Source organism: Pedobacter suwonensis (assembly GCF_900111825.1).
Taxonomy (GTDB): Bacteria; Bacteroidota; Bacteroidia; order Sphingobacteriales; family Sphingobacteriaceae; genus Pedobacter; species Pedobacter suwonensis.
Genome location: NZ_FOJM01000013.1, coordinates 114,406 through 134,300, shown reverse-complemented (window position 1 = coordinate 134,300; position 19,895 = coordinate 114,406). Strand labels below are relative to the sequence as shown.

General features: G+C 43.0%; 14 protein-coding genes. 6 read left to right on the top strand and 8 right to left on the bottom strand.

The window, feature by feature from the left end:
* Positions 1–139 precede the first annotated feature (139 nt).
* Both BM107_RS17030 and BM107_RS17025 read left to right on the top strand, forming a co-directional pair.
* Positions 140–1,474 carry a putative sensor domain DACNV-containing protein gene (locus BM107_RS17030; protein ID WP_090985519.1) on the top strand — a complete coding sequence of 445 codons (1,335 nt, stop codon included), beginning with the start codon at positions 140–142 and terminating at the stop codon, positions 1,472–1,474.
* Between the two features lie 34 nt (positions 1,475–1,508).
* Positions 1,509–2,726 (top strand): sensor histidine kinase, encoded by a 1,218-nt coding sequence (locus BM107_RS17025; protein ID WP_090985517.1) that lies wholly within the window; start codon positions 1,509–1,511, stop codon positions 2,724–2,726.
* 155 nt (positions 2,727–2,881) lie between these two features.
* Here the strand turns inward: BM107_RS17025 and BM107_RS17020 are convergent, their stop codons facing one another.
* The 5 genes from BM107_RS17020 to BM107_RS16995 all read right to left on the bottom strand — a co-directional run bounded on the left by BM107_RS17020 (position 2,882) and on the right by BM107_RS16995 (position 7,983).
* Complete coding sequence (locus tag BM107_RS17020) at positions 2,882–3,649, bottom strand: hypothetical protein (protein ID WP_134203777.1); 768 nt, start codon at positions 3,647–3,649, stop codon at positions 2,882–2,884.
* A gap of 519 nt (positions 3,650–4,168) precedes the next feature.
* Entirely contained in the window at positions 4,169–5,014 is an 846-nt protein-coding gene (locus BM107_RS17010; protein ID WP_090985510.1) for a hypothetical protein, read from the bottom strand.
* A gap of 300 nt (positions 5,015–5,314) precedes the next feature.
* Positions 5,315–6,715 carry an MFS transporter gene (locus BM107_RS17005; protein WP_090985508.1) on the bottom strand — a complete coding sequence of 467 codons (1,401 nt, stop codon included), beginning with the start codon at positions 6,713–6,715 and terminating at the stop codon, positions 5,315–5,317.
* Positions 6,716–6,868: 153 nt separating this feature from the next.
* Entirely contained in the window at positions 6,869–7,510 is a 642-nt protein-coding gene (locus BM107_RS17000; RefSeq protein WP_244278845.1) for an alpha-ketoglutarate-dependent dioxygenase AlkB family protein, read from the bottom strand.
* Positions 7,489–7,983 carry a hypothetical protein gene (locus tag BM107_RS16995; RefSeq protein ID WP_090985506.1) on the bottom strand — a complete coding sequence of 165 codons (495 nt, stop codon included), beginning with the start codon at positions 7,981–7,983 and terminating at the stop codon, positions 7,489–7,491. Before BM107_RS16995 ends, BM107_RS17000 begins: the two co-directional genes overlap by 22 nt.
* Before the next feature lie 215 nt (positions 7,984–8,198).
* On the opposite strand from BM107_RS16995, the gene BM107_RS16990 reads away from it, so the two are divergent.
* The 4 genes from BM107_RS16990 to BM107_RS16975 are packed head-to-tail and all read left to right on the top strand — an operon-like array spanning position 8,199 to position 14,205.
* Positions 8,199–8,927, top strand: coding sequence for an ImuA family protein (locus tag BM107_RS16990; protein WP_090985504.1), 729 nt, complete (start codon positions 8,199–8,201; stop codon positions 8,925–8,927).
* Positions 8,924–10,429, top strand: a complete 1,506-nt coding sequence (locus tag BM107_RS16985) for a Y-family DNA polymerase (RefSeq protein WP_244278844.1) — start codon at positions 8,924–8,926, stop codon at positions 10,427–10,429. Before BM107_RS16990 ends, BM107_RS16985 begins: the two co-directional genes overlap by 4 nt.
* Before the next feature lie 4 nt (positions 10,430–10,433).
* The gene (locus BM107_RS16980; protein WP_090985502.1) at positions 10,434–13,661 is read left to right on the top strand and encodes an error-prone DNA polymerase; all 3,228 of its coding nucleotides are present in this window, start codon (positions 10,434–10,436) and stop codon (positions 13,659–13,661) included.
* Positions 13,624–14,205 (top strand): nucleoside deaminase, encoded by a 582-nt coding sequence (locus BM107_RS16975; protein WP_244278843.1) that lies wholly within the window; start codon positions 13,624–13,626, stop codon positions 14,203–14,205. Before BM107_RS16980 ends, BM107_RS16975 begins: the two co-directional genes overlap by 38 nt.
* Positions 14,206–14,425: 220 nt before the next feature.
* Here the strand turns inward: BM107_RS16975 and BM107_RS16970 are convergent, their stop codons facing one another.
* The 3 genes from BM107_RS16970 to BM107_RS16960 form a co-directional block, all read right to left on the bottom strand.
* On the bottom strand, positions 14,426–15,916 hold the full coding sequence (locus tag BM107_RS16970; RefSeq protein ID WP_090985500.1) for an alpha-amylase: 1,491 nt from the start codon (positions 15,914–15,916) through the stop codon (positions 14,426–14,428).
* Between the two features lie 452 nt (positions 15,917–16,368).
* Positions 16,369–18,240 carry an amidohydrolase gene (locus BM107_RS16965; RefSeq protein WP_090985497.1) on the bottom strand — a complete coding sequence of 624 codons (1,872 nt, stop codon included), beginning with the start codon at positions 18,238–18,240 and terminating at the stop codon, positions 16,369–16,371.
* A 26-nt stretch (positions 18,241–18,266) separates the two neighbouring features.
* Positions 18,267–19,640, bottom strand: coding sequence for a lipase family protein (locus BM107_RS16960; RefSeq protein WP_090985495.1), 1,374 nt, complete (start codon positions 19,638–19,640; stop codon positions 18,267–18,269).
* Positions 19,641–19,895: the final 255 nt, after the last annotated feature.

The window sequence follows — 19,895 nt, the reverse complement described above, 5'->3', positions numbered from 1 at the left end:
TATTGCCTCTATAAGGCTGAACCAGAAAAGCACACAGCAAAATCAATAACATTAAAAAAAAGTGTCAGAAAAAAAACACATTACATCCATTTGCTGTTGTATACCCTAAATTCAACCACATAACGAGCGCTATCAGGCAATGATTGAGGAAAAATCAAAAACAACGGACCTTGCGGCGCATATCCATACCAAGCTGAATCACAGCAGACTGGCACTGGCTACTCCTCCCTTAACTGTTCTCGAAGAACTTTTCGAGTGCCTTTTTTACACCTCGATGAGAACAGAAGAAGGTGAGCTGACCAAAGTAGCCGTAACGCTCATTGATCCTGCCAACCCAGATCCGGCTCCCCCAAGAAAAATTGTTTCCGAACGATGGAGTTGCGTAGAATTTGCTCAACGCATTCCACTTGATATCAGGTCGCTGGCCAAGCTCTCAAAGGCAGCCGACCCATCTGGCACCTCTCTTGCTGTTTATTATGATCAGGATGGAAAACTCTTTATCTGGGGAATGATCGATCAGGCCATGCACTACCAGAGTTTTCTGAATTATGAATCTGAATCAGGATCTGAACAGCCTGGGCTGTTTCAGGTATTTATAGACGATATTGCCACGCTTAAGGTCATGTTCGACTATGAACTGCTGGCCACCTTAAAACAAAATGTACTGGTTACCCGCTATCTGGACGTATTTACCATCGGACCAGTATCTAAAATTATCAGGAAAAATGCCGGTGCCATCAGGGCTGAAATCAAAAATTTCCTGGCTGCATCGCACCCCGGGGAAGATTTTGCAGACTGGGAGGAATTTGTAGACAGTATATGGACCCAGACGTTGTCGAGGTTATTGCTAAAAATCCAAAACTACCATCATGGCGGGGCAGTACTGATCTCAGAAGATAGCAACGATGTTGACATCAAATACGCAGTAAATTATAAAAGATTGCTGCTGGCCATCAGCGGCTACCTAAAGCAGGCCATCAATAGCTATATTACAGAAAACAGGATTGACCAGCGCTTGGCTTCGGGAAAGCAAACGGTAACTAAATTACTTTACGAACAGGAAACTATTGCCCTGCATGCCAAAACAGAAGTGGCCAATGAAATTAAGGGTTCGGTAAGTTTCATCGCCTCTCAAAGCTGTGTTGACGGCGTCGTGTTATTTGGCCAGGATATGGTGGCAAGGGGATTTGGAGGTGTGATCCGTTCTAAAAAAATGCCAAGAAAAATCTACATTTCTGCTACGGCCACTGCAACTGCTAAATCACTGCTACCCACAGACCCGAAACACTTTGGTACAAGACACCGCTCCATGATCGCCTATTGCTGGGAGCACCCTGGCAGCTTAGGCATTGTGGTTTCACAAGATGGTGATATCCGTGTATTTTCAAGAATCGAAGATAAGCTGATTATGTGGGAGAACATCAAAACACAGCAATATCAAAAGAGCGGAAAGCTCAAAGCAACAAGAAGCTAAACCTAGATAAAATTAACGCTACAATTAATATAATTTGAATAATATAGCAATACTTCCCCAGAACGAAAAGCAGCGGCTACAGGCACTTGATTCTTATCAGATTATGGATAGCCTGCCTGAAGAAGATTTCGATGAGCTGACAAAAATGGCTTCACAAATCTGTGGAACGCCCATTGCGCTGATTACCCTGTTAGATAGCTCCCGACAGTGGTTTAAGAGTAAATTAGGCATTGATGTTCAACAGACCCCAAGAGCGCATGCTTTTTGTGCACACACCATTATTGATCCAACTGGGGTGATGGTAGTTAGCAATGCCAGGGAAGACCAGCGGTTTGCAGAAAACCCTTTGGTTACCGGCGATCCGAACATCGCATTCTATGCCGGAATTTCACTACTGACACCGGAAGGAATGGCGCTAGGTTCGCTTTGTGTAATAGATACTGTTCCAAGAAAGCTCGATGAGCAGCAGATCTGGTCGCTCAAGGTACTGGGAAAACAGGTGATTGCCCAGATGGAACTGAGAAAAAAACTGCTGCTGCTTTGTGAAACGAACAGACGCCTTGCTGAGACCAATCAGTTTATGCAGCAGTTTGCCACAACTGCCGCCCACGATATCAAAAATCCATTGACTACCATTTCAATGAGTGCCGAATTATTAACCAGACACCTTGAAAATAGCGGCGATAAAAAAGGGCATAACTTAGCATTGGTATGCCTGAATGGTATAAAAGCCCTTAGGAAACTTATTAACGACATGCTAGACTACTCCATTAGGCCAGAAATTCTGACAGGACAGCATGAAACCATTGAACTTGGTAGCTTCTTACGCAAAACGGTATCCATGCTCAGCATTCCTGAAAATGTAAAGATCAGTTATCCGGAAACCAAAATTGAGATCAGCACTTCAGCCATCGCACTGCAGCAGATTATGATCAACCTATTAACCAACTCTGTGCGTTACAATGATAAACAGACCTGCCTGATTCAGATAGATTGCGTTGTTATTGACGACCTGGCCAGCATTACCGTTCGCGATAATGGGATAGGCATTAGAAAAGAAGAGCTGGAGCGTATCTTCCAAAGAAATGTTACCCTGAACACTTCAGACCGTTTTGCACAGAGTGGAACGGGGATTGGCCTTGCTACAGTAAAACTTTTAGTAGAGAAGTTAGGCGGTGAGATCAGCGTCCAATCAACCCCATACATCGGCAGCGCCTTTACCTTTACAATCAGATCAAAAAAAACAGCGTAAATACAAGTTTAAAAAGCATTATATATATTGAAAATTATGGTTAAGTAGCAAAAAACCAACGCTTAGTAAGTATTCAGGTCATCTGTTTGATGAGATCATTTGCTGAATAACTATCCTTTTTCTGCTTAACTGGTGATGCGCATAGATCTGTCGGTTTATCTCTTAGCGGTTAAACCTTTGAGGCCTTTAAGTAAATAATGTTCACCGTCGGACCAAAGTGTCTGACCTTTTGTTAGCCAGGACAGCCCGAACGCTTCTACGGCAATAGATTCAAATACGTAGATTACCGGAAAGCCTTTCAGGTCGGGTTTGAATATAAAGTACAGGCCTAAAATAGCCAGACAAGCAATAATGATCCAGCCGCAAACCTTGAAAACAATATTCCGTTTACCTTTCTGGCTTAGTGTTCCATCGGTATTAAAACAATTTTCTTTTCTGCCTTTGGTAAAAAATACCAGTGAAAGAATAGCCAGTACAAACAAAAAAGTTGCCGCAAATATAAAGTGAACGGCAGTGCCGGCAAGTTTGGGGAAAACGCCTCCGCTATTGGTATGAACACTGTTAAGACAGTCTTTGCACCGCTGGATGGTAGGTACAAATGCAACACCTATACTGCCAATTCCTGCAATAAAAGTAAGCAGACGTTCTTTCCAGTTGTAACCGGAATAAGTGATTAAAAATGCGCCTAGTACACAAAGGATAACCACCAGAATGTCGCCTCTATCGGTGTAAAAATAATCACTGATAGAGGGTTCAAAGCCATAATATTCTGAATCACGGCTGGGAAAAATGGCCAGGGTAATTGGTAGTGACACGCCACCGAAGCCAATTAAATTACGCAATGTAAGGTAGGAGAAAACCAATTCATTATTGTCTTCTTTAAGCTTATCGACCGAAGTAACTTCATTTTTTAGTGTTTTCATTTCAATTATTATGAATTTATAATTTTTTAATACTGTTGATTGAATTATTGAATCTGAGATCCAACCTCCACCCAAGATTTTATAAGCGGGAATCCGGGTTTTTCGGGATATACCGATCACCCAACTGATGAAGCCACTGCAATCACATAAGCCATCCCTGGAAGGAAGGTATCTTTTGGAGCATACCACCGCTCCCTAATTTATACGCAATTTATGAATTGATAACAGATTTTGCTCGATTAATCAGCATTGAAGCCGGGGTTGGAAGGCTACAGCTAGCATCTTCCGGTATGTCCTGCACATTTGGAATCTGAATAATCTGATTGATAAATAGCTGATCGGGACGCTGAATCTGGTTCAGATTAAGTATGATACTTAATGGAACATTAAACTTTAAAGCAATTTTACCGAGTGTGTAACCAGCTGAAACGGTATAGACCATAATGTATTTTATGTTTAATTGGCGGTTAATTATTAAAAAATACTGCTATTGTTAATTAAATCAACTTTTTGTTTTTTTTACTTTGATAGCCAGACCTCAAAATGACCAGGTCTGGTTCCTCTCCCATTCCCCGGAATTTTCACTGGTGCGGGGCTCATAGTCAGGTTCGGAAATTGACTGCGAACAATATTGAACAGACGCAATGCTTCAGAGAATTCTTCTGCCCGATAATACCTAATTTCGGTTTTCGCGGGTATGTATCGGTCACCCCTTTTTCCAATATTTTCGATACCTGGAACCTGAAAATTCTCATTTTGCAATACTGTCTGAAGTACATTTGCCTGTCCACGCTGATCTTCACTGCTAATGTGCAGATATGCCCTTGGTAGTATAAGCGATGTAGAAACAGACACCAAAGGTGACTCCTTTTGTTCTATAAGCTCATTGACTTTTGCTTTCTCTATCTTCTGTGCAGGCGTCGGATTTATAATGGTATCCAACGCTTTGCTCTTTTCTTTTAAAATAAGATAGTTGGCATGCTCAATTTTTAGCGTATCATAATACTCTTTCCATGATTTTTTGAGTTCACCATTTGGTGCAACAATCATTAAATATCTGGATAACTGAAATCTTTCCTCCAACCCATCAACTTTTTTCACATCTTGGGCATATTTGTCAAAATACTCGAGTTCTTTTACATCCTGCTCCCTTTCCTTAAAAAGATCGGTGATAATTAGCGTAACGGTGGCTATGGCAATCGAAACAATAGTATATTTAAAAAGATCGATCATCCTATCAAGCCGTTCCAATTCGATTGTTTTATCTTTAAGGTTTTTAATGGCGATGATCAGGCCGATTATGGCAATACCGATTAAGGCGGCATATAATATTAGTGAAACAGTTCCTGTGTTTGAGAGCATCATATTTGTGTTTTTTTATGATTATTAACAGATACTTAAATTTAAACAGATAAACGCTCCAATAAAATACTCAATACTAGGTATTTAGCTACTGATCATTTCAGCAGCCTTTTATTAATAGCATTAAGGTATAGTTAATGAAAGCGCTTGCACGAAGTGAGTCTGGATAATATTTTTTTAAGTACAGATCATAGACTAGCTCTATGGTTGATCACCAGAATTCACTATCAGGGTTAACATTTACCTCTTAGCTAAACGCCAAGCCAGAAAGCATTTAAACCGCAGCAAATTCGCTTATTGCAATCATTTTAAATTTTCACCATCCTTAAAATGTAAGCGCCTAAATACAAGGCCTGATAGTATAGTCAGGGCACCTACTACAAGAAAGGTATATCTGAATGCATTATGGATATCATCATGGATGAGTTTTACATCTCCCTGAAATATTTTTAAAATAATCAGCCCGAAGGCAACACCAAAGCCGATTGCCAGCTGCTGATTAACGGAGATTAAAGAATTGCCACTACTGGTATGATACTCACGCAGATCAGCAATAGAAATGGTGTTCATGGCTGTAAATTGAATGGAGTTAAAAAAGCCCATCATCACGATGATTGGCACATAGTAGTAAATAGACGAACTGATGGCGGGTATCGCCATTGTACAGATCAGACAGCCAATGATAAAAGTATTGGCCATTAATGTGGTTCGGTAACCAAACCTGTTCAGGATTTTAATGACCTGCGATTTTGCAAGAATAGCGGTTAGTGCCATAGGGGCGATGATCCAGCCAGAAACTACTGCAGATTGGCCGTAAGCAATCTGAATCATCATGGGCAATATTAAAGGTATAGCACTAATACCCAAACGTGTGGCAAGGTTACCGAGTATACCCACCCTAAATGTTCTCACCTGAAACAGGTTCAGTGGAAAAATAGGATTATTGTCTGTTACGGCATGCCGGTAATAAAAATAAAGCATCAATACACCAAGTGATAAAATAGCCAGGGCGGGCGTAGTGTAAACCTCGTCTCCCAGGAGTTCCAGCGCAATAGAGAGCAATAATGATGCTGCAGCAAATATCAGAAAACCACGCAAATCAAAATCAATCACATCAGATCGATAATCAGGCATATAACGCAGGCTAAGTACAATACCCAAAACCCCCATTGGTATATTAATCAAAAATATCCAGTGCCATGACAGGTAGTCTACCATATACCCTCCAACAAGCGGGCCTAAAACGGGACCAATGAGCGCTGGTATAATTGCAAAATTCATCGCTTTCAATAAATCTTTTTTTGGAAAACTCTTAACCAAGGCTAATTTACCAACCGGTGTCATCAGACTTCCCCCCACCCCCTGTATGATTCTTGACATGACCAGTTGAGTGAGGTTTCCGGAGAGCGAACAAAACAGAGATCCTGCGCTGAAAAGTAGCAATGACAGAATAAAAACCCTCTTGGTTCCAAACTTATCAGATAAAAAACCACTTACCGGCATAAACACTGCAAGTGTTAATACATAACCGATAATGGCATTTTGCATATTCAAGGGAGATTGATGAAGATCTTTCGCAATAGCCGGAAGCGATGTATTGAGTATCGTCGAATCGAGCATTTGCATAAAAATAGCGGTAGCCAATATCATTGGCAGCACACGTTTTGTAGCCTCTATATTTTTTGATGGTAAATGTTGCGGCATGGCTAAATTGGTCCGTTTTGATGATATAACGTTCGGTATTTCTAAATTACCTTACACAGGCACAATATTAAGTGCCTGTAAATATATAAGCAATAACACCTCACCTACAAATTTGGTTGTTTAATTTTAAAGTTCACTACCCATAGCATCATATCAAACAGATGGATTGATGATTCGCCTAAAAGTCAGGTTTACCCTAGGCCCAATGGGTTGAGCGGTCTTGGCAATCCGGTGTTCCCATCTTGCCTGCAAATCACCTTTCATAATTAAAAGAGACCCGTGTTCCAACCTGACGGCATATTTTTCCCGGTGATTTTCTTTTTTCCGGATATCAAAACTGCGTACAGCGCCAAAGGAAACAGAGGCGATAACCTGATGCGATCCCATTACTGTTTCCTTATCACTATGCCAGGCCACCGAATCATTGCCGTTACGATAATAATTGAGCAATACACTATTAAAGTTAATTCCGGCAATTGGTTCCACCCATCTTTTAAGTTCCAAAAGTGGGGTTGTCCATTCCATTGGCGCAGACTTGCCAAGGACTCCATAGTCAATGTCCTCAATATCTCCATACCAGGCGGTAAGCCTGGGTGTAAGTACTTCCCGGTCGTACATTTTTACAAGCCTTTGCTGCCAGGGCGTGTTCTGAATAAAGGTTTTGAGCAACAGATCGCTTTGATCCTGATCGATAAAACCTGCGTGGTATTCGAGCACATCTCTCGGTAGTCCGGCAGATTGCCCGCCAGGAGCAAAAAAACTCAATTGTTCCATTACCTGTTCACCTCTTCCCATCCAAATGATTCTTTTTTATAAACCAGTGGCTTTGCAAACAACGAAAAATCATCCGAAAAATCATGGTTGAATACCTGGAAATTTACGGACCACTCATCTTTGAGCAAACCTGGCACAAACTTTGAAAATATGCCTTGAAAGCTTTTAAAGTTAATCCCTTCTTTGCAGATGATCATATAGGCAGCATCAGACCTTAACACCACTTTTTCGACCAGATTCGGCCAACGCGAACAGATTTCATAAGGAAGGTAGTTAAAATACTGTTCATCAATATGACCGGTAAGACCAATCAGAAGATCCTTGCTAAGTTCATCACAATTTTGAAGCTTCCAGGTACCTTGCCATTTTTGCATACTGCCAATCAGTTCACCATCCAGCACGATCTTCCAGGGTTCTCCAACCCCAAAACGGATCAATTGATAAACCACTGATATTCCACTTTCATCCTCAAAAAAATATTCCAACTCCGTCATAAAAAAGATCCTTTTTCTATTTTTTAAAGATCAAATATAAATATTTTTACTAAATAAATTAGTATTTATTAACATTTTTAACGTTCAAAAGTTCAATAATATGATTTAAAACCATAATTAAATATTTTTGTTCACAATTTAATAATACTAATATTTTTAGTATTATTTTTGTAAGGGTGATATCGAAATTATTTTCCCTGCTCTCGCAAAAGGATATGGCGGCTGTTAAAAAGGATATTATAGGCAAACTTCAGGAACAGATCCTAAATCTTCAGGGCTTTAAACCTGAAAGAAATGCTCATGGGATAGACTTTGGACTGGGCATAATTTCCAATGCTTTCCCGGGTAATGTATTTCCATTGGCTGCCCTGCACGAATTTTTAGCGACAAATCTGGAAGATGCATCGGCAAGTGGCGGCTTTATTTCGGTCCTGCTTTCTACCCTGATGAAAAAAGGTGGTCTTTGCCTGTGGATCAGTACGCAACGCAAAATCTTCCCTCCTTCACTCATCACTTTTGGCCTATCGCCAGAACGCATCATTTTTATTGACCTGCAAAACGAAAGGGATGTATTATGGGCAAGTGAGGAAGCATTAAAGTGCGAAAGCCTCACTGCAGTAGTAACTGAACTGGATGAGATCAGTTTTGCGCAGAGCAGAAGACTCCAACTGGTAATCGAAAAAAGCAGGGTTACCGCTTTTGTAATCCGAAAAAATGCAGAAAAACTCAGTTCTACCCTGGCGGCCGCCAGGTGGCGCATATCTGCCATGCCAAGCGGGGCCATTGATGGATTACCCGGACTAGGCTTCGCCAGGTGGCATGTTGAACTGCTGAAGGTTAAAAACGGAATACCGGGCAACTGGATGATCGAATATGCAGCCGGAGTTTTTAAACCAGTAAAACAGGTACCTTTTAACGATCTGAAAATCAGGAAAGCGGTATGATGCAAAAAAGATATATGTCTATATGGTTTTCTACCCTGCTTACCGACTGGATCCGCATCAAGCGGCCAGCTTTGAAGGATTTGCCGCTTGTTTTTTCAGATAAGGCCGGTAACCGAATGGTGATTACCGCCGCCAGTAAAGAAGCGGCTTCGCTAGGTATCCACCTGGGAATGCCGCTGGCGGATGCCAGGGCGATCGTACCCGATTTGGAAGTCATCGAAAACCAATGCCATAAATCCAAAAAATTATTAACCGCACTTGGCAGGTGGTGCATCCGTTACACACCTTTGGTGGCTTTAGAGGAAGATCAGGGCCTGATTTTAGATATCAGCGGCTGTGCTCATCTGTGGGGAGGTGAAAAGGCCTATCTCCGCGAAATCGTTAACCGCTTACGTGGGATAGGCTATCAGGTCAGGGCTTCGATTTCAGATACTATGGGTACTGCCTGGGCTGTATCGCGTTATGGAAGGGTTTCCCCCATCATTAAAAGTGGTGAAGAGCTGAATGCGCTTCTGCCTCTGCCGCCAATGGCGCTCCGCATTTCGCCCATAGCCAGTCAAAAATTGATCAAGCTTGGGTTAAAGACCATCGGCAGTTTTATTTCTATGCCCCGATCAGTATTGCGCAGAAGGATCGGCGAAGACAGTATGGAAAGAATTGAGCAGGTATTGGGACAAAAAGAAGATTTTTTTTTACCGATTACTGTTCCTGAAGTTTATAGCGAAAGATTGGCCAGTATGGAGCCGATCAGAACACGGAAAGGGATTGAAATCGCCATCGAAAAACTGCTGTTTCAGCTTTGCACCAAACTGCAAAGTGATGGAATGGGTCTCCGTTCGGCCCTGTTGCAAAGCTACCGGATAGATGGCCAGGTAATTAAAACCCAAATTGGTACCAACAGCCCAAGTGTCAATACGAGCCATCTTTTCAAGCTGTTTTCACTCCAGATCGATAAGATTGAGCCCAAAATGGGTATTGAACTTTTCACTATGGATGCGGTTAGGTTTGACCGGCTGGATCCAGGTCAGGAATCTTTATGGATGACAGAAAAAAGTATGAGCAACCAAAAGGTCATTGAACTTTTGGATAGGCTGGCCGGAAAACTGGGTGCCCAGGTCATTCAACGCTATCTGCCACAGCCTCATCACTGGCCGGAGCGATCCATCAAAAAGGTGGATTCCATTACCGAGCCGCTTTCTTTACCCTGGCGCACTGACCGCTTGCGCCCGGTACAGCTACTTAAAGTACCAGAGCCTGTACAGGTTACTGCCCCTATCCCCGATTATCCACCCATGCTGTTTCGCTATCAGGGCGTTACCCATCAGGTAAAAAAAGCAGACGGGCCGGAACGCATTGAACGTGAATGGTGGCTGGAAAAGGGTGAGCATCGGGATTACTATCAATTGGAAGATGCAGAGGGAAAACGCTACTGGCTTTTCAGATCAGGTCATTATAGTCCAGAGAAACCCTCACAATGGTTTATACACGGTTTTTTTGCTTAGTGAAATGGAATATATAGAACTTCAGGTAACGAGTAATTTTAGTTTCCTCAGGGGCGCTTCACACCCGGAAGAATTGATCGATCAGGCGGCAGTTATGGGTTATCGCAAGCTGGCCATTACCGATCGCAATACCCTGGCAGGGATTGTGCGTGCACATGTAGCGGCGAGAAACCACGCTATCGAACTGATACCTGCCTGCAGGCTAGACTTCCTGGATGGGCCATCGATATTGGCTTATCCAACAGACAAGGCCGCCTATTGCCGCCTTTCTGCTTTGCTTAGCCTGGGCAATAGCCGGGCAGAAAAAGGCAGTTGCCACCTTTATCAGGCTGATGTGTTTCAATATAGCGAGGGTATAAAGTTTATTGTAATTCCCCCAGATGAAATGAACTCCATTTTTGATTACCAGGAAAACTTTAAAGCTCAACTGTCAGATTTCAGAAAAAAATTCGGCAATAATCTGTTTTTAGCTGCAACAATGGGTTATACCGGTGCAGACCACAAAAAACTGTTCAGGCTAAACCAGTTATCGCAGGTGCTGGATATTCCGCTTATTGCCACAAACGATGTACATTACCATCATCCGGACCGGCGTGAACTGCAGGATATACTCACCTGTACGCGCGAAAAATGCACGGTTCAGAATGCCGGATTTTTGCTCCACCAGAACGCAGAGCGGCATTTAAAGGATCAGACAGAAATGATCAGACTCTTTAGGCAGTATCCACAAGCCATAAAAAACAGCATCTTATTGGCTGAGTCCTGCCAGTTTTCGCTAGACAGTTTAGAATATGTGTATCCGGAAGAAATTACTACCGATGGGAGATCGCCACAGGAGGAACTCAGCTATCTTTCCTGGAAAGGTGCCAGAGAAATGTTTGGTGAAGAAATCCCTGAAAAAATTACGGCCAACATTCGGTATGAACTTAAATTTATGGAAGAAATGAACTATGCTTCCTATTTCCTTACCGTATATGATATTGTCAGATTTGCGCGTTCAAAAGGAATTTTGTGCCAGGGGCGCGGCTCTGCAGCCAATTCTACCGTATGCTACTGCCTGGGCATTACTTCGGTCAACCCCACCAAATTTGACCTTCTTTTTGAGCGTTTTATCTCTTCAGCCAGAAATGAGCCGCCGGATATTGATGTGGATTTTGAACATGAGCGCAGAGAAGAGGTGATCCAGTATATTTATCAAAAATACGGCCGCGACAGGGCGGCCATTGTTGCTACCGTAACCCAGCAGCATCAAAAAGGTGCAATACGCGATGTGGGTAAGGCCATGGGACTTTCGGTAGACACCGTGGCCAAGTTATCAGGGGCAATCTGGGAATTTACCGACGAATGGTTTGAAGAGGCGCGGATACTGGAAGCCGGACTCAACCCTAAGGATCCGCTATTAAAAAAGGTATTGCAACTTACCGGGCAAATGATGGGTTTTCCCCGCCAGCTGGGCCAGCATACAGGTGGATTTGTGATTACCCAGGGAAAACTGACCGATCTCTGCCCCATTATAAATGCCCGTATGGCAGACCGCACCAATATAGAATGGAACAAAGATGATATCGATGCATTGGGTTTTCTAAAAATTGATGTGCTGGGATTGGGTATGCTCACTTGTATCCGGAAAGGATTTGAACTGGCTAAAAAACATTACGACCTTGATTTAACATTGGCCAATATCAATGAAGAGGAAGATCCAAAGGTATATGAGATGATCAGCAATGCAGATACCATTGGCGTTTTTCAGATCGAAAGCCGGGCACAGCAGTCGATGCTGCCACGTTTACGCCCCAAATGTTTTTACGACCTGGTAATCGAAGTAGCCATTGTACGTCCGGGGCCTATTCAGGGAGATATGGTGCACCCCTATCTGAGGAGAAGGAATAATGAAGAAGCTGTTGAATACCCTTCGCCCGAACTGGAAGAAATATTATGCAGGACGAAAGGTGTGCCATTGTTCCAGGAGCAGGCGATGAAAATTGCCATAGTAGCGGCGGGTTTCTCTCCGGCCGAAGCAGATGCTTTAAGGCGCAGTATGGCCACTTTCAAATTTAAGGGGCTGGTCAACCAGTTTGAAAAAAAACTCATTGATGGGATGATGGAACGCGGCTATAGTGAAGATTTTGCCAAACGTATCTTCAAACAGCTGGAGGGTTTTGGAAGTTACGGTTTCCCCGAAAGCCATGCCGCGAGCTTTGCGCTCCTGGTATATGTGTCGTGCTGGCTGAAATGTTACTATCCCGATGTTTTCGCGGCAGCCTTACTCAACAGTATGCCCATGGGCTTTTATCAACCGGCACAGATTGTAATTGATGCCAGGAACCATGGCGTGGAGGTGCGTGCGATAGATGTTAACCATTCGGCCTGGGACAATATACTGGAGGAAAAAACTGGAAAATATCATGCCATTCGCTTGGGATTTCGCCAGATCAAGGGGATTGCCCTGGAAGAAATGGAATTACTTGTTAAAGGAAGAGCAGCTTCCTATAAAATGATACATGAACTTATGGATGCCGGCGTATCACAACACACGCTGGAAATTTTGGCTGATGCTGATGCTTTCCGCTCATTGGGAATGGACAGGCGGCAGGCACTTTGGGAGGTTTCGGCACTGGCAGACCGTCCGGTTGGCATATTCGAAAAACAAGCCTCTGAAAGTGAAAAAGAACCACAGTTATCACTGCCGCTGATGCGCGATTCTGAACATGTTGTACACGATTATGCCACTACGGCGCTGTCGCTCAAAGCACACCCCGTAAGTTTTGTGCGCGAAAAGCTCAGTTTGCTTAAAATCCTTTCTACCAAAGAGGCAGCAGCATCCTGGGATGGCAGATTGGTAAAAGTTGCAGGGCTGGTGCTGGTACGCCAGCGTCCTGGAACTGCCGGCGGCGTCTGTTTTATCACTGTTGAAGATGAAACAGGTGTAGCGAATCTGGTTGTTTTTCAACATCTTTTTGAAAAGTACCGAAAAGAGATACTGGGCGCAAGGCTTCTGATGGTAGAAGGAAAACTGCAGCGTGAGGGTGAGGTGGTGCATGTTATTGTTAAACGCTGTTTTGATCTGACCAGGCTGTTGAAAGGACTTACTGATACGGGGCATGAAGAACTGCCTTTATTAACGCTTTCGAGGTCAGACGAACGCGTGCCTTACCCCACAGAAAACAAACGTACACAAAAAAGAGAGCAGGCAGATGGCACAGTATTCCCTCCAGCCAGGAACTTTAAATAGTTTCGGGTTGATGGCCAAAACCAATAACCAAAATCAATGTTGTTTTAGCATGGAAATACATGAAAAGTTTATGGCAAAAGCCATTGCATTATCAGAGCAGAATCTGCGGACGTTAAATGGCGGACCGTTTGGGGCTTTAATTGTCCGCGACGGTAAGATCCTAAGTGCTGAAGCAAATTCAGTAACGCAGGACTGTGACCCGACGGCCCATGCGGAAATAAATGCAATCAGGCAGGCAGCAAAAAAAATCGGCAAAGCCGACCTGTCAGGCTGTACGATTTATACCAGTGCAGAACCTTGCCCCATGTGCTTAAGTGCCATATACTGGTCTAATATTAAGCAGGTATACTATGGAAATACCAGAACAGATGCGGAATGGGCAGGCTTTGGTGATCAATTTATTTTAGACGCCTTAAAGGAACCGATAGAAAAACAGCCAATAGCATTTGAAAGGATTATGCCCGGAGAAGCCATAAAAGCATTTGAGCAATGGCGTGCGGGGGGCCAAATGCTGGAAGACAAAGTTAAAGACGGATCGCTATAATTGCTTCGTAATGTTGCAGTTAACAATCAATAGATTACAGTTTACCAGATGATCAGCTGCGCTAAAGCAGAATATAACCACCCGCCCTACGGGCACCCCTCCTTAATAAGGAGGGGAGTAAACCATTATATGCTATAGTCTATTATTACGTCTTAAATCAATAAGAGATATGACCTATGTTCAGATGATTTCTGTTTCGAATCCGATGGCTGAATATTTATCAATCCGCTTTCAAGGTATAAACCGAAACCGAGCCTGCTTCACAGAAAAATTCTGCCCATCCATCCTCGCCTATGGTAACTTCTCTATCGCAATGCCCCAGATAATCGCTGAAAATCTTGCCTGCAAACTCAGCACCCATTTCCATACGTTTATTTCCCGCCTCACCGTTTGATAAAACTACCGCAAGGCCCGAACCCTGGTGTTCCTCATCCCCTGAGCGTGTCCAGCCAATGCAACTTGGATGATCAAAATAATCACGTTGAAAACCATAGGCAAATGCTTTTCTCAATTGTAGCAATGCTTCCAGCTGAGGAAGTGCCGCCATGGTTACCTCATGATCTTTTCCATCGTTCCCTTTGTCTGTATAGGCCGATCCGTATACATCTGCATAAAAAACGCAAGGATAGCCTGCTTCCCGGAGTAAAATGATTGCATAAGCATGTGCCCTGAACCATGGCTCTACCGTTTGTTCGAGCGATTGGAGTGGTTGGGTATCATGGTTTTCAACCAGTGTTACCGCTAACTCTGGTCTTACTGAAACCAGTGATCCATCTAATATGGTACTCAGGTCATATTGTTCGCCTTCTTTACTGGCGCGGGAGAAATTAGCCTGAAGGCTGGCATCGAAAAGGGACATACGGCCTTGGGTAGCATCGATATAATCCAGCATGGCCTGCGGATCGTATGGCGACCAATATTCGCCCACCGTAAAGAGTTCTTTGCCTGTTTCAGCCCTAAGATAATCTAACCATTCATTGTAGAAATCAGCAGGCATATGTTTAATCGCGTCCAGACGTAGCCCATCAAAACCTGCAGTTTGATAAAACCACAGCCCCCATCGTTTAAGTTCTTCCCTTACAGCAGGATTCCGAAAATCGATATCGGTAAGCATCAGGTAATCATAATTTCCGTTTTCAGTATCAAGCACATCTTCCCATCCTGCCCCATATTGGTTTTGAATACTGTACACCGCTGACTCCTGGGTACGGGCATCGTAATCTACACCGGTAAAACATTGAAAATCCCATTTAAATTCAGAATATTTCCCCCCGCGTCCCGGATAGGTAAATTTGGTATAAGCATCAATCTCAAAAGGTTCTGAAATAAATTCATTTCTGTTTTCAGGGTTTACCTTACGCACGGTCACCGGCTCGTGGTCATCTGCACCACCAAGATGGTTCAGCACGATATCTACATAAACATTTATACCAGCCTCCTGCGCAGCCTTGATCGCCTGAATATATTCGTCTTTTGTTCCATATTTAGTGGCAATGCTTCCTTTTTGGTCAAATTCGCCAAGGTCATATAAATCGTAAGAATCATAACCAGTTGAATCTTTGCCATCCATACCTTTATGTGCGGGAGGCAACCAAATGGAATCTATGCCCATTTCCTTTAATTTAGCAGCATCTTGTTGTACCTTTTTCCAAAGGCTGCCATCATTGGGATAGTACCATTCAAAGTACTGCAACATCGTATGATTTTCCATTTTAAATAAATTTAGTAGTGCATATACCTCTTAAATGGTACGATTGTTTTGAATTTGATCAATACATACTGAATTTATTTTATAACAGACAGTTTTCAAACCTAAATAACTTAACGCTATGCACTTGCTGCGAAGAAAATCATCGGAAATTTCAGACATAATTACGACAATTAATGAGCGATAAATATCTCCGAAAAATTTTTACCGGTGCCTGTTCAAAGCCATATCATCAACTGTAATTTCACACCTGATTCCGGTGTTGAGCCGTGTAAGCGCAACATAATATTGGAGAGATTATCCGACTACCTGTCCAAAAATTCAGCAAGATCGGAATGAAAATCGATGTTGATGATACAGCCTCATACAGGATTAAAACAACAAATACGCTGCTCAGATTGCTTTTTATAACCAAAGACTGAAAACAGCCTGCTTAATCAGCAAAGCAATAAAGCTTAGCTGTGGGCATACACCTTTACCCCGCCAAGCCAGGTTTCAAGCACTTTGATATTTCGCATGTTCATGCTACAATCTTTACGCGCCATTGTAACCGGATCCTTTTCCAGGATTACAAAATCTGCAAATTTCCCTTCCTCCAGGCTTCCTGCCCAGCTATCGGCATAACATTGCCATGCGGCATCATAGGTTACCGCTTTAAGCGCCTGTTCATTGGAAAGCTGTTCTTCGGTATTTAGTACGTTTAACGGCCATTTATTTTCGTTTGCCTCCATTACCCGGGTAATGGATTGTTCCATCATCCTTAAAGGTCCCAGTGGGGTCACGGTATGGTCGCTATGAAGAGAGATGCGCAGCTTTTTGGCCGCAGATGAACAACGGTCAAGAGAAAATACCTTAGGTGCATTATTTTCCGGCAAATGCTGTCCTTCGAATATTACTTTCTCAAATACATCACCCCAGTACCCCACATGTCCAATCAAAAAGCTGGGCGAAATCTTCCATTTTTCCATTTCATCTATACTATTTTGCTCGAGCAGGGAACAATGCTCAATCCGGTTTCGCAGTTCAGGTCCCTTATATTTCGCCAATGCCTTTCGGAAGGCTGCAATGGTATCCGTTATGGCTTGATTTCCATTGGCATGAATCATAATGGGCCAGCCTTTTTCCAATATCACCTTGTCAACCAGCGTCTGATAGGTTTCTGTATCTGAAAAGTTGAATATACCACAGGGGTGATCTTTTTCAAGTATCACAGAATATGGTTCAGACTGGTATCCGGTCAATCCCTGATTAGAGCCATCAGATACAATTTTAACATGTCCATAATACAGATCCAGATAATGACTCGGCTGCCTGTATGGTGTCAAAGCCTTTGCTGCATCCAATGTTTCGCAGTACAGGGCACCACCCAAACGCACCGATAACTGTCGTGCCCCGAGATATTTTTCAAGATAGGGAATATACATCTGGTTGATTAGTGCATCGTACATCGAGGTTACCCCTCTCGAGTTAGCCTGCCGGAAGAATGCATCCATATTGGCGACGATGTTAAGCGATTTTGACGCAATTGCTTCCTCAAAGGTATTTACCGCTGGCATCATCATGGCCTCCTCTTCCAGTAATCCATGCGTTTTGGCAATGTAATCATCAGCGCTGCTATAATCATGCATTGCAGGTTCCCCTTGCTGCTTATTGTAAATTTGACGTAGGGCTACTGAATTAGCATAGATAGTATGCCCTGATGCACTCATGATAATGATCGGTTTATCTTTGCTCACGTTATCAAGAAACACATTATCAATCTGCGAAAAGTTTTTTCCGCTTTGCGGCTGAATAAGTGCAGGATCGAGTCCGGTAGCCAGTAACACGGTGTCTGATGAAGTCTCAAGTGCGGAAGACAATGTCGCTGATATCCACTCCTTAGTGTAAACTTTCTTCAGATCCTGGCCTTCAAAAGGACCTACATCCACCCATGAAGCCATCATACCTGAAAAGACGGTATGAACATGGGGTTCAAACATTCCGGGGATCAGGGTATGGGCCTTATCCAGCACAATATGCTGATAATTATCTTTGTATTTGGCATCCATGGCCTCCTTTACTTTCTTATAGGTACCGCATGCAACAACAGTGCCATGAGCAATACCGATCGATTCGACAATGTCTGCCTGCCCATTTATCATAGGCCTGATCGTTCCTCCCGAATAGAGAATCGCTTTAGGTGAGGCTGCAACAGGCTTACTTTTGGGAAGATGAGCAGTTAGCTTTTCAATATGTTCCTTGCTGAAAAGCTTATGTTTTAAAATTTCAACTATTGGGTTGTTGCAACCGCAGGTGCAAGCATGTGTATGGTGATGATCTGTGTTCATTAGTAAGGAGCTATTTAATCTGATTTTTATTTTTTATTACCATTTCTTTGTTCCTCTTTAACCCGTGTCCCATCCACTGAAGCAGCATAAGATGCTATCCAGGCCAGAATCTGCTCCATAATCCTAATAATCATTTCTAACTCTGTGACAGCTTTGACACCAGGAACAAGCTTTTTATCGTGTTTATAAACCGGCTGCGGCAAAGGCTGTGGCAGAATGAGGCCTTTTACAGCTGGACTGTCCTGGTATGCCGGTATACCCGAATAAAGATTAACGTGCTGGAGGATGAGCTGAGTAATATAATCTTTCATAGTCTTGGGCGGGGTACTGATCTTTGCTGTGGATCGATCTGAATGTTGAAGCGTTCCGGGCAGAGATTGGTTCTGTATTCTGGTATAGGTTGCTCCCGATGTTGCGGCCCTTTTAATCAGCAGTCGTTGAAGTGTGTTAAGCGTTTCTTTTGTCAGAAAATTGGTTGACTGACCATAGATTTCGGCAATCTGCTGCAAGTCTGCTTCCTGCCAGGCGTGTGGCACAACATCTAATGTATTCCAGTGCATTGTATTCCAGCTCTGGTAATCACCCGTCTGTGCAACCCATCCCTGAGGAAGCGGAGGGAATGTACTATTGAACAAACTGGCAAATGCGCTCTCTCCGGGTGTAGGTCCGGCTGTAGGGTAAACCAATGAAATATCAAATGCATTTAGCTTGTTCTGCTCCTTTAAATAAAGGGCCAGCGTTGGTGAAAGTGCACCTGCCAGGCTATGTCCACAAAATACGATTGCACTTTTCCGGTCGGGATTCAAACTCGCAATAAAGGCCTCAAGTGTGGTATCAGGAGATGCTGCATTGGAGGGACTAATGAGTCCGAGCAGTATTTTAATACCTGTTGCAGTTCCATTGGAGATATAGGGATCAGTTCCATTATAAGCCGATGGCGAAAACTGTGCCGGATTGTAATTTTTCCAGTTTACCACTTGAGCTACCGAAAAATCCTCGGTTTCCCAGTCGTAAAGCGAAGCCGGATTAGTTGCTGCTATGGCTACAACGTAAGTTGGCAAAGTCGGGCCACCTGGGTAAGCAACCGCATCGCAATGCGCAACAAATAAGGCATTATCAGCAACACCAGTAGGCTTTCCATTTTGATCCGTCTCCTCAATGAGTGCGGGTCCCCATACCAATCTCCAGTCGCCAAGTGTCGAAGTCACCGATTTATCGGCTACAGAAGGTTTGGTTTGCCCCATTACCTCAACAGGCGGAACACCATTTAAGTAAAAAGATAATTCATACTGCAATTGCAGCTGTAAATCGGTACCGGTACCGTGGTAGCCCCCGGCCCGGTTAGCGATGCACGCAAGTCCAAAGACCTGTTGATAAGCATCAAGAGATGGATTTTCCATGAATTTGAGAATTTATAAATTGAAAATGTAAATATTACCACTCACTACACAAACTAAAGCTTTTGCAACTGGCATAAAGGACATCTATCTGCGATCTGGATCAGCACTAAATATGATGAAAAGCTTTTGCGAATAAGTAAATCTACAATTTTAAGGAGTATTTAAAAATGATTAATAATACATAAATTAAAAATACTTAAATGTAAGTATGTAATTTTAAAACTACAATCAATATACTATTCATCTTAACCATTT

Coding starts and splice junctions, on each gene's coding strand:
- BM107_RS17020 (WP_134203777.1), bottom strand. CDS start 3,649: ATGAAAACACTAAAAAATGAAGTTACTTCGGTCGATAAGCTTAAAGAA.
- BM107_RS17000 (WP_244278845.1), bottom strand. CDS start 7,510: ATGGGAAGAGGTGAACAGGTAATGGAACAATTGAGTTTTTTTGCTCCT.
- BM107_RS16980 (WP_090985502.1), top strand. CDS start 10,434: ATGGAATATATAGAACTTCAGGTAACGAGTAATTTTAGTTTCCTCAGG.
- BM107_RS16990 (WP_090985504.1), top strand. CDS start 8,199: ATGGCGGCTGTTAAAAAGGATATTATAGGCAAACTTCAGGAACAGATC.
- BM107_RS16960 (WP_090985495.1), bottom strand. CDS start 19,640: ATGGAAAATCCATCTCTTGATGCTTATCAACAGGTCTTTGGACTTGCG.
- BM107_RS16965 (WP_090985497.1), bottom strand. CDS start 18,240: ATGAACACAGATCATCACCATACACATGCTTGCACCTGCGGTTGCAAC.
- BM107_RS17030 (WP_090985519.1), top strand. CDS start 140: ATGATTGAGGAAAAATCAAAAACAACGGACCTTGCGGCGCATATCCAT.
- BM107_RS16975 (WP_244278843.1), top strand. CDS start 13,624: ATGGCACAGTATTCCCTCCAGCCAGGAACTTTAAATAGTTTCGGGTTG.
- BM107_RS16995 (WP_090985506.1), bottom strand. CDS start 7,983: ATGACGGAGTTGGAATATTTTTTTGAGGATGAAAGTGGAATATCAGTG.
- BM107_RS16985 (WP_244278844.1), top strand. CDS start 8,924: ATGATGCAAAAAAGATATATGTCTATATGGTTTTCTACCCTGCTTACC.
- BM107_RS16970 (WP_090985500.1), bottom strand. CDS start 15,916: ATGGAAAATCATACGATGTTGCAGTACTTTGAATGGTACTATCCCAAT.
- BM107_RS17010 (WP_090985510.1), bottom strand. CDS start 5,014: ATGATGCTCTCAAACACAGGAACTGTTTCACTAATATTATATGCCGCC.
- BM107_RS17005 (WP_090985508.1), bottom strand. CDS start 6,715: ATGCCGCAACATTTACCATCAAAAAATATAGAGGCTACAAAACGTGTG.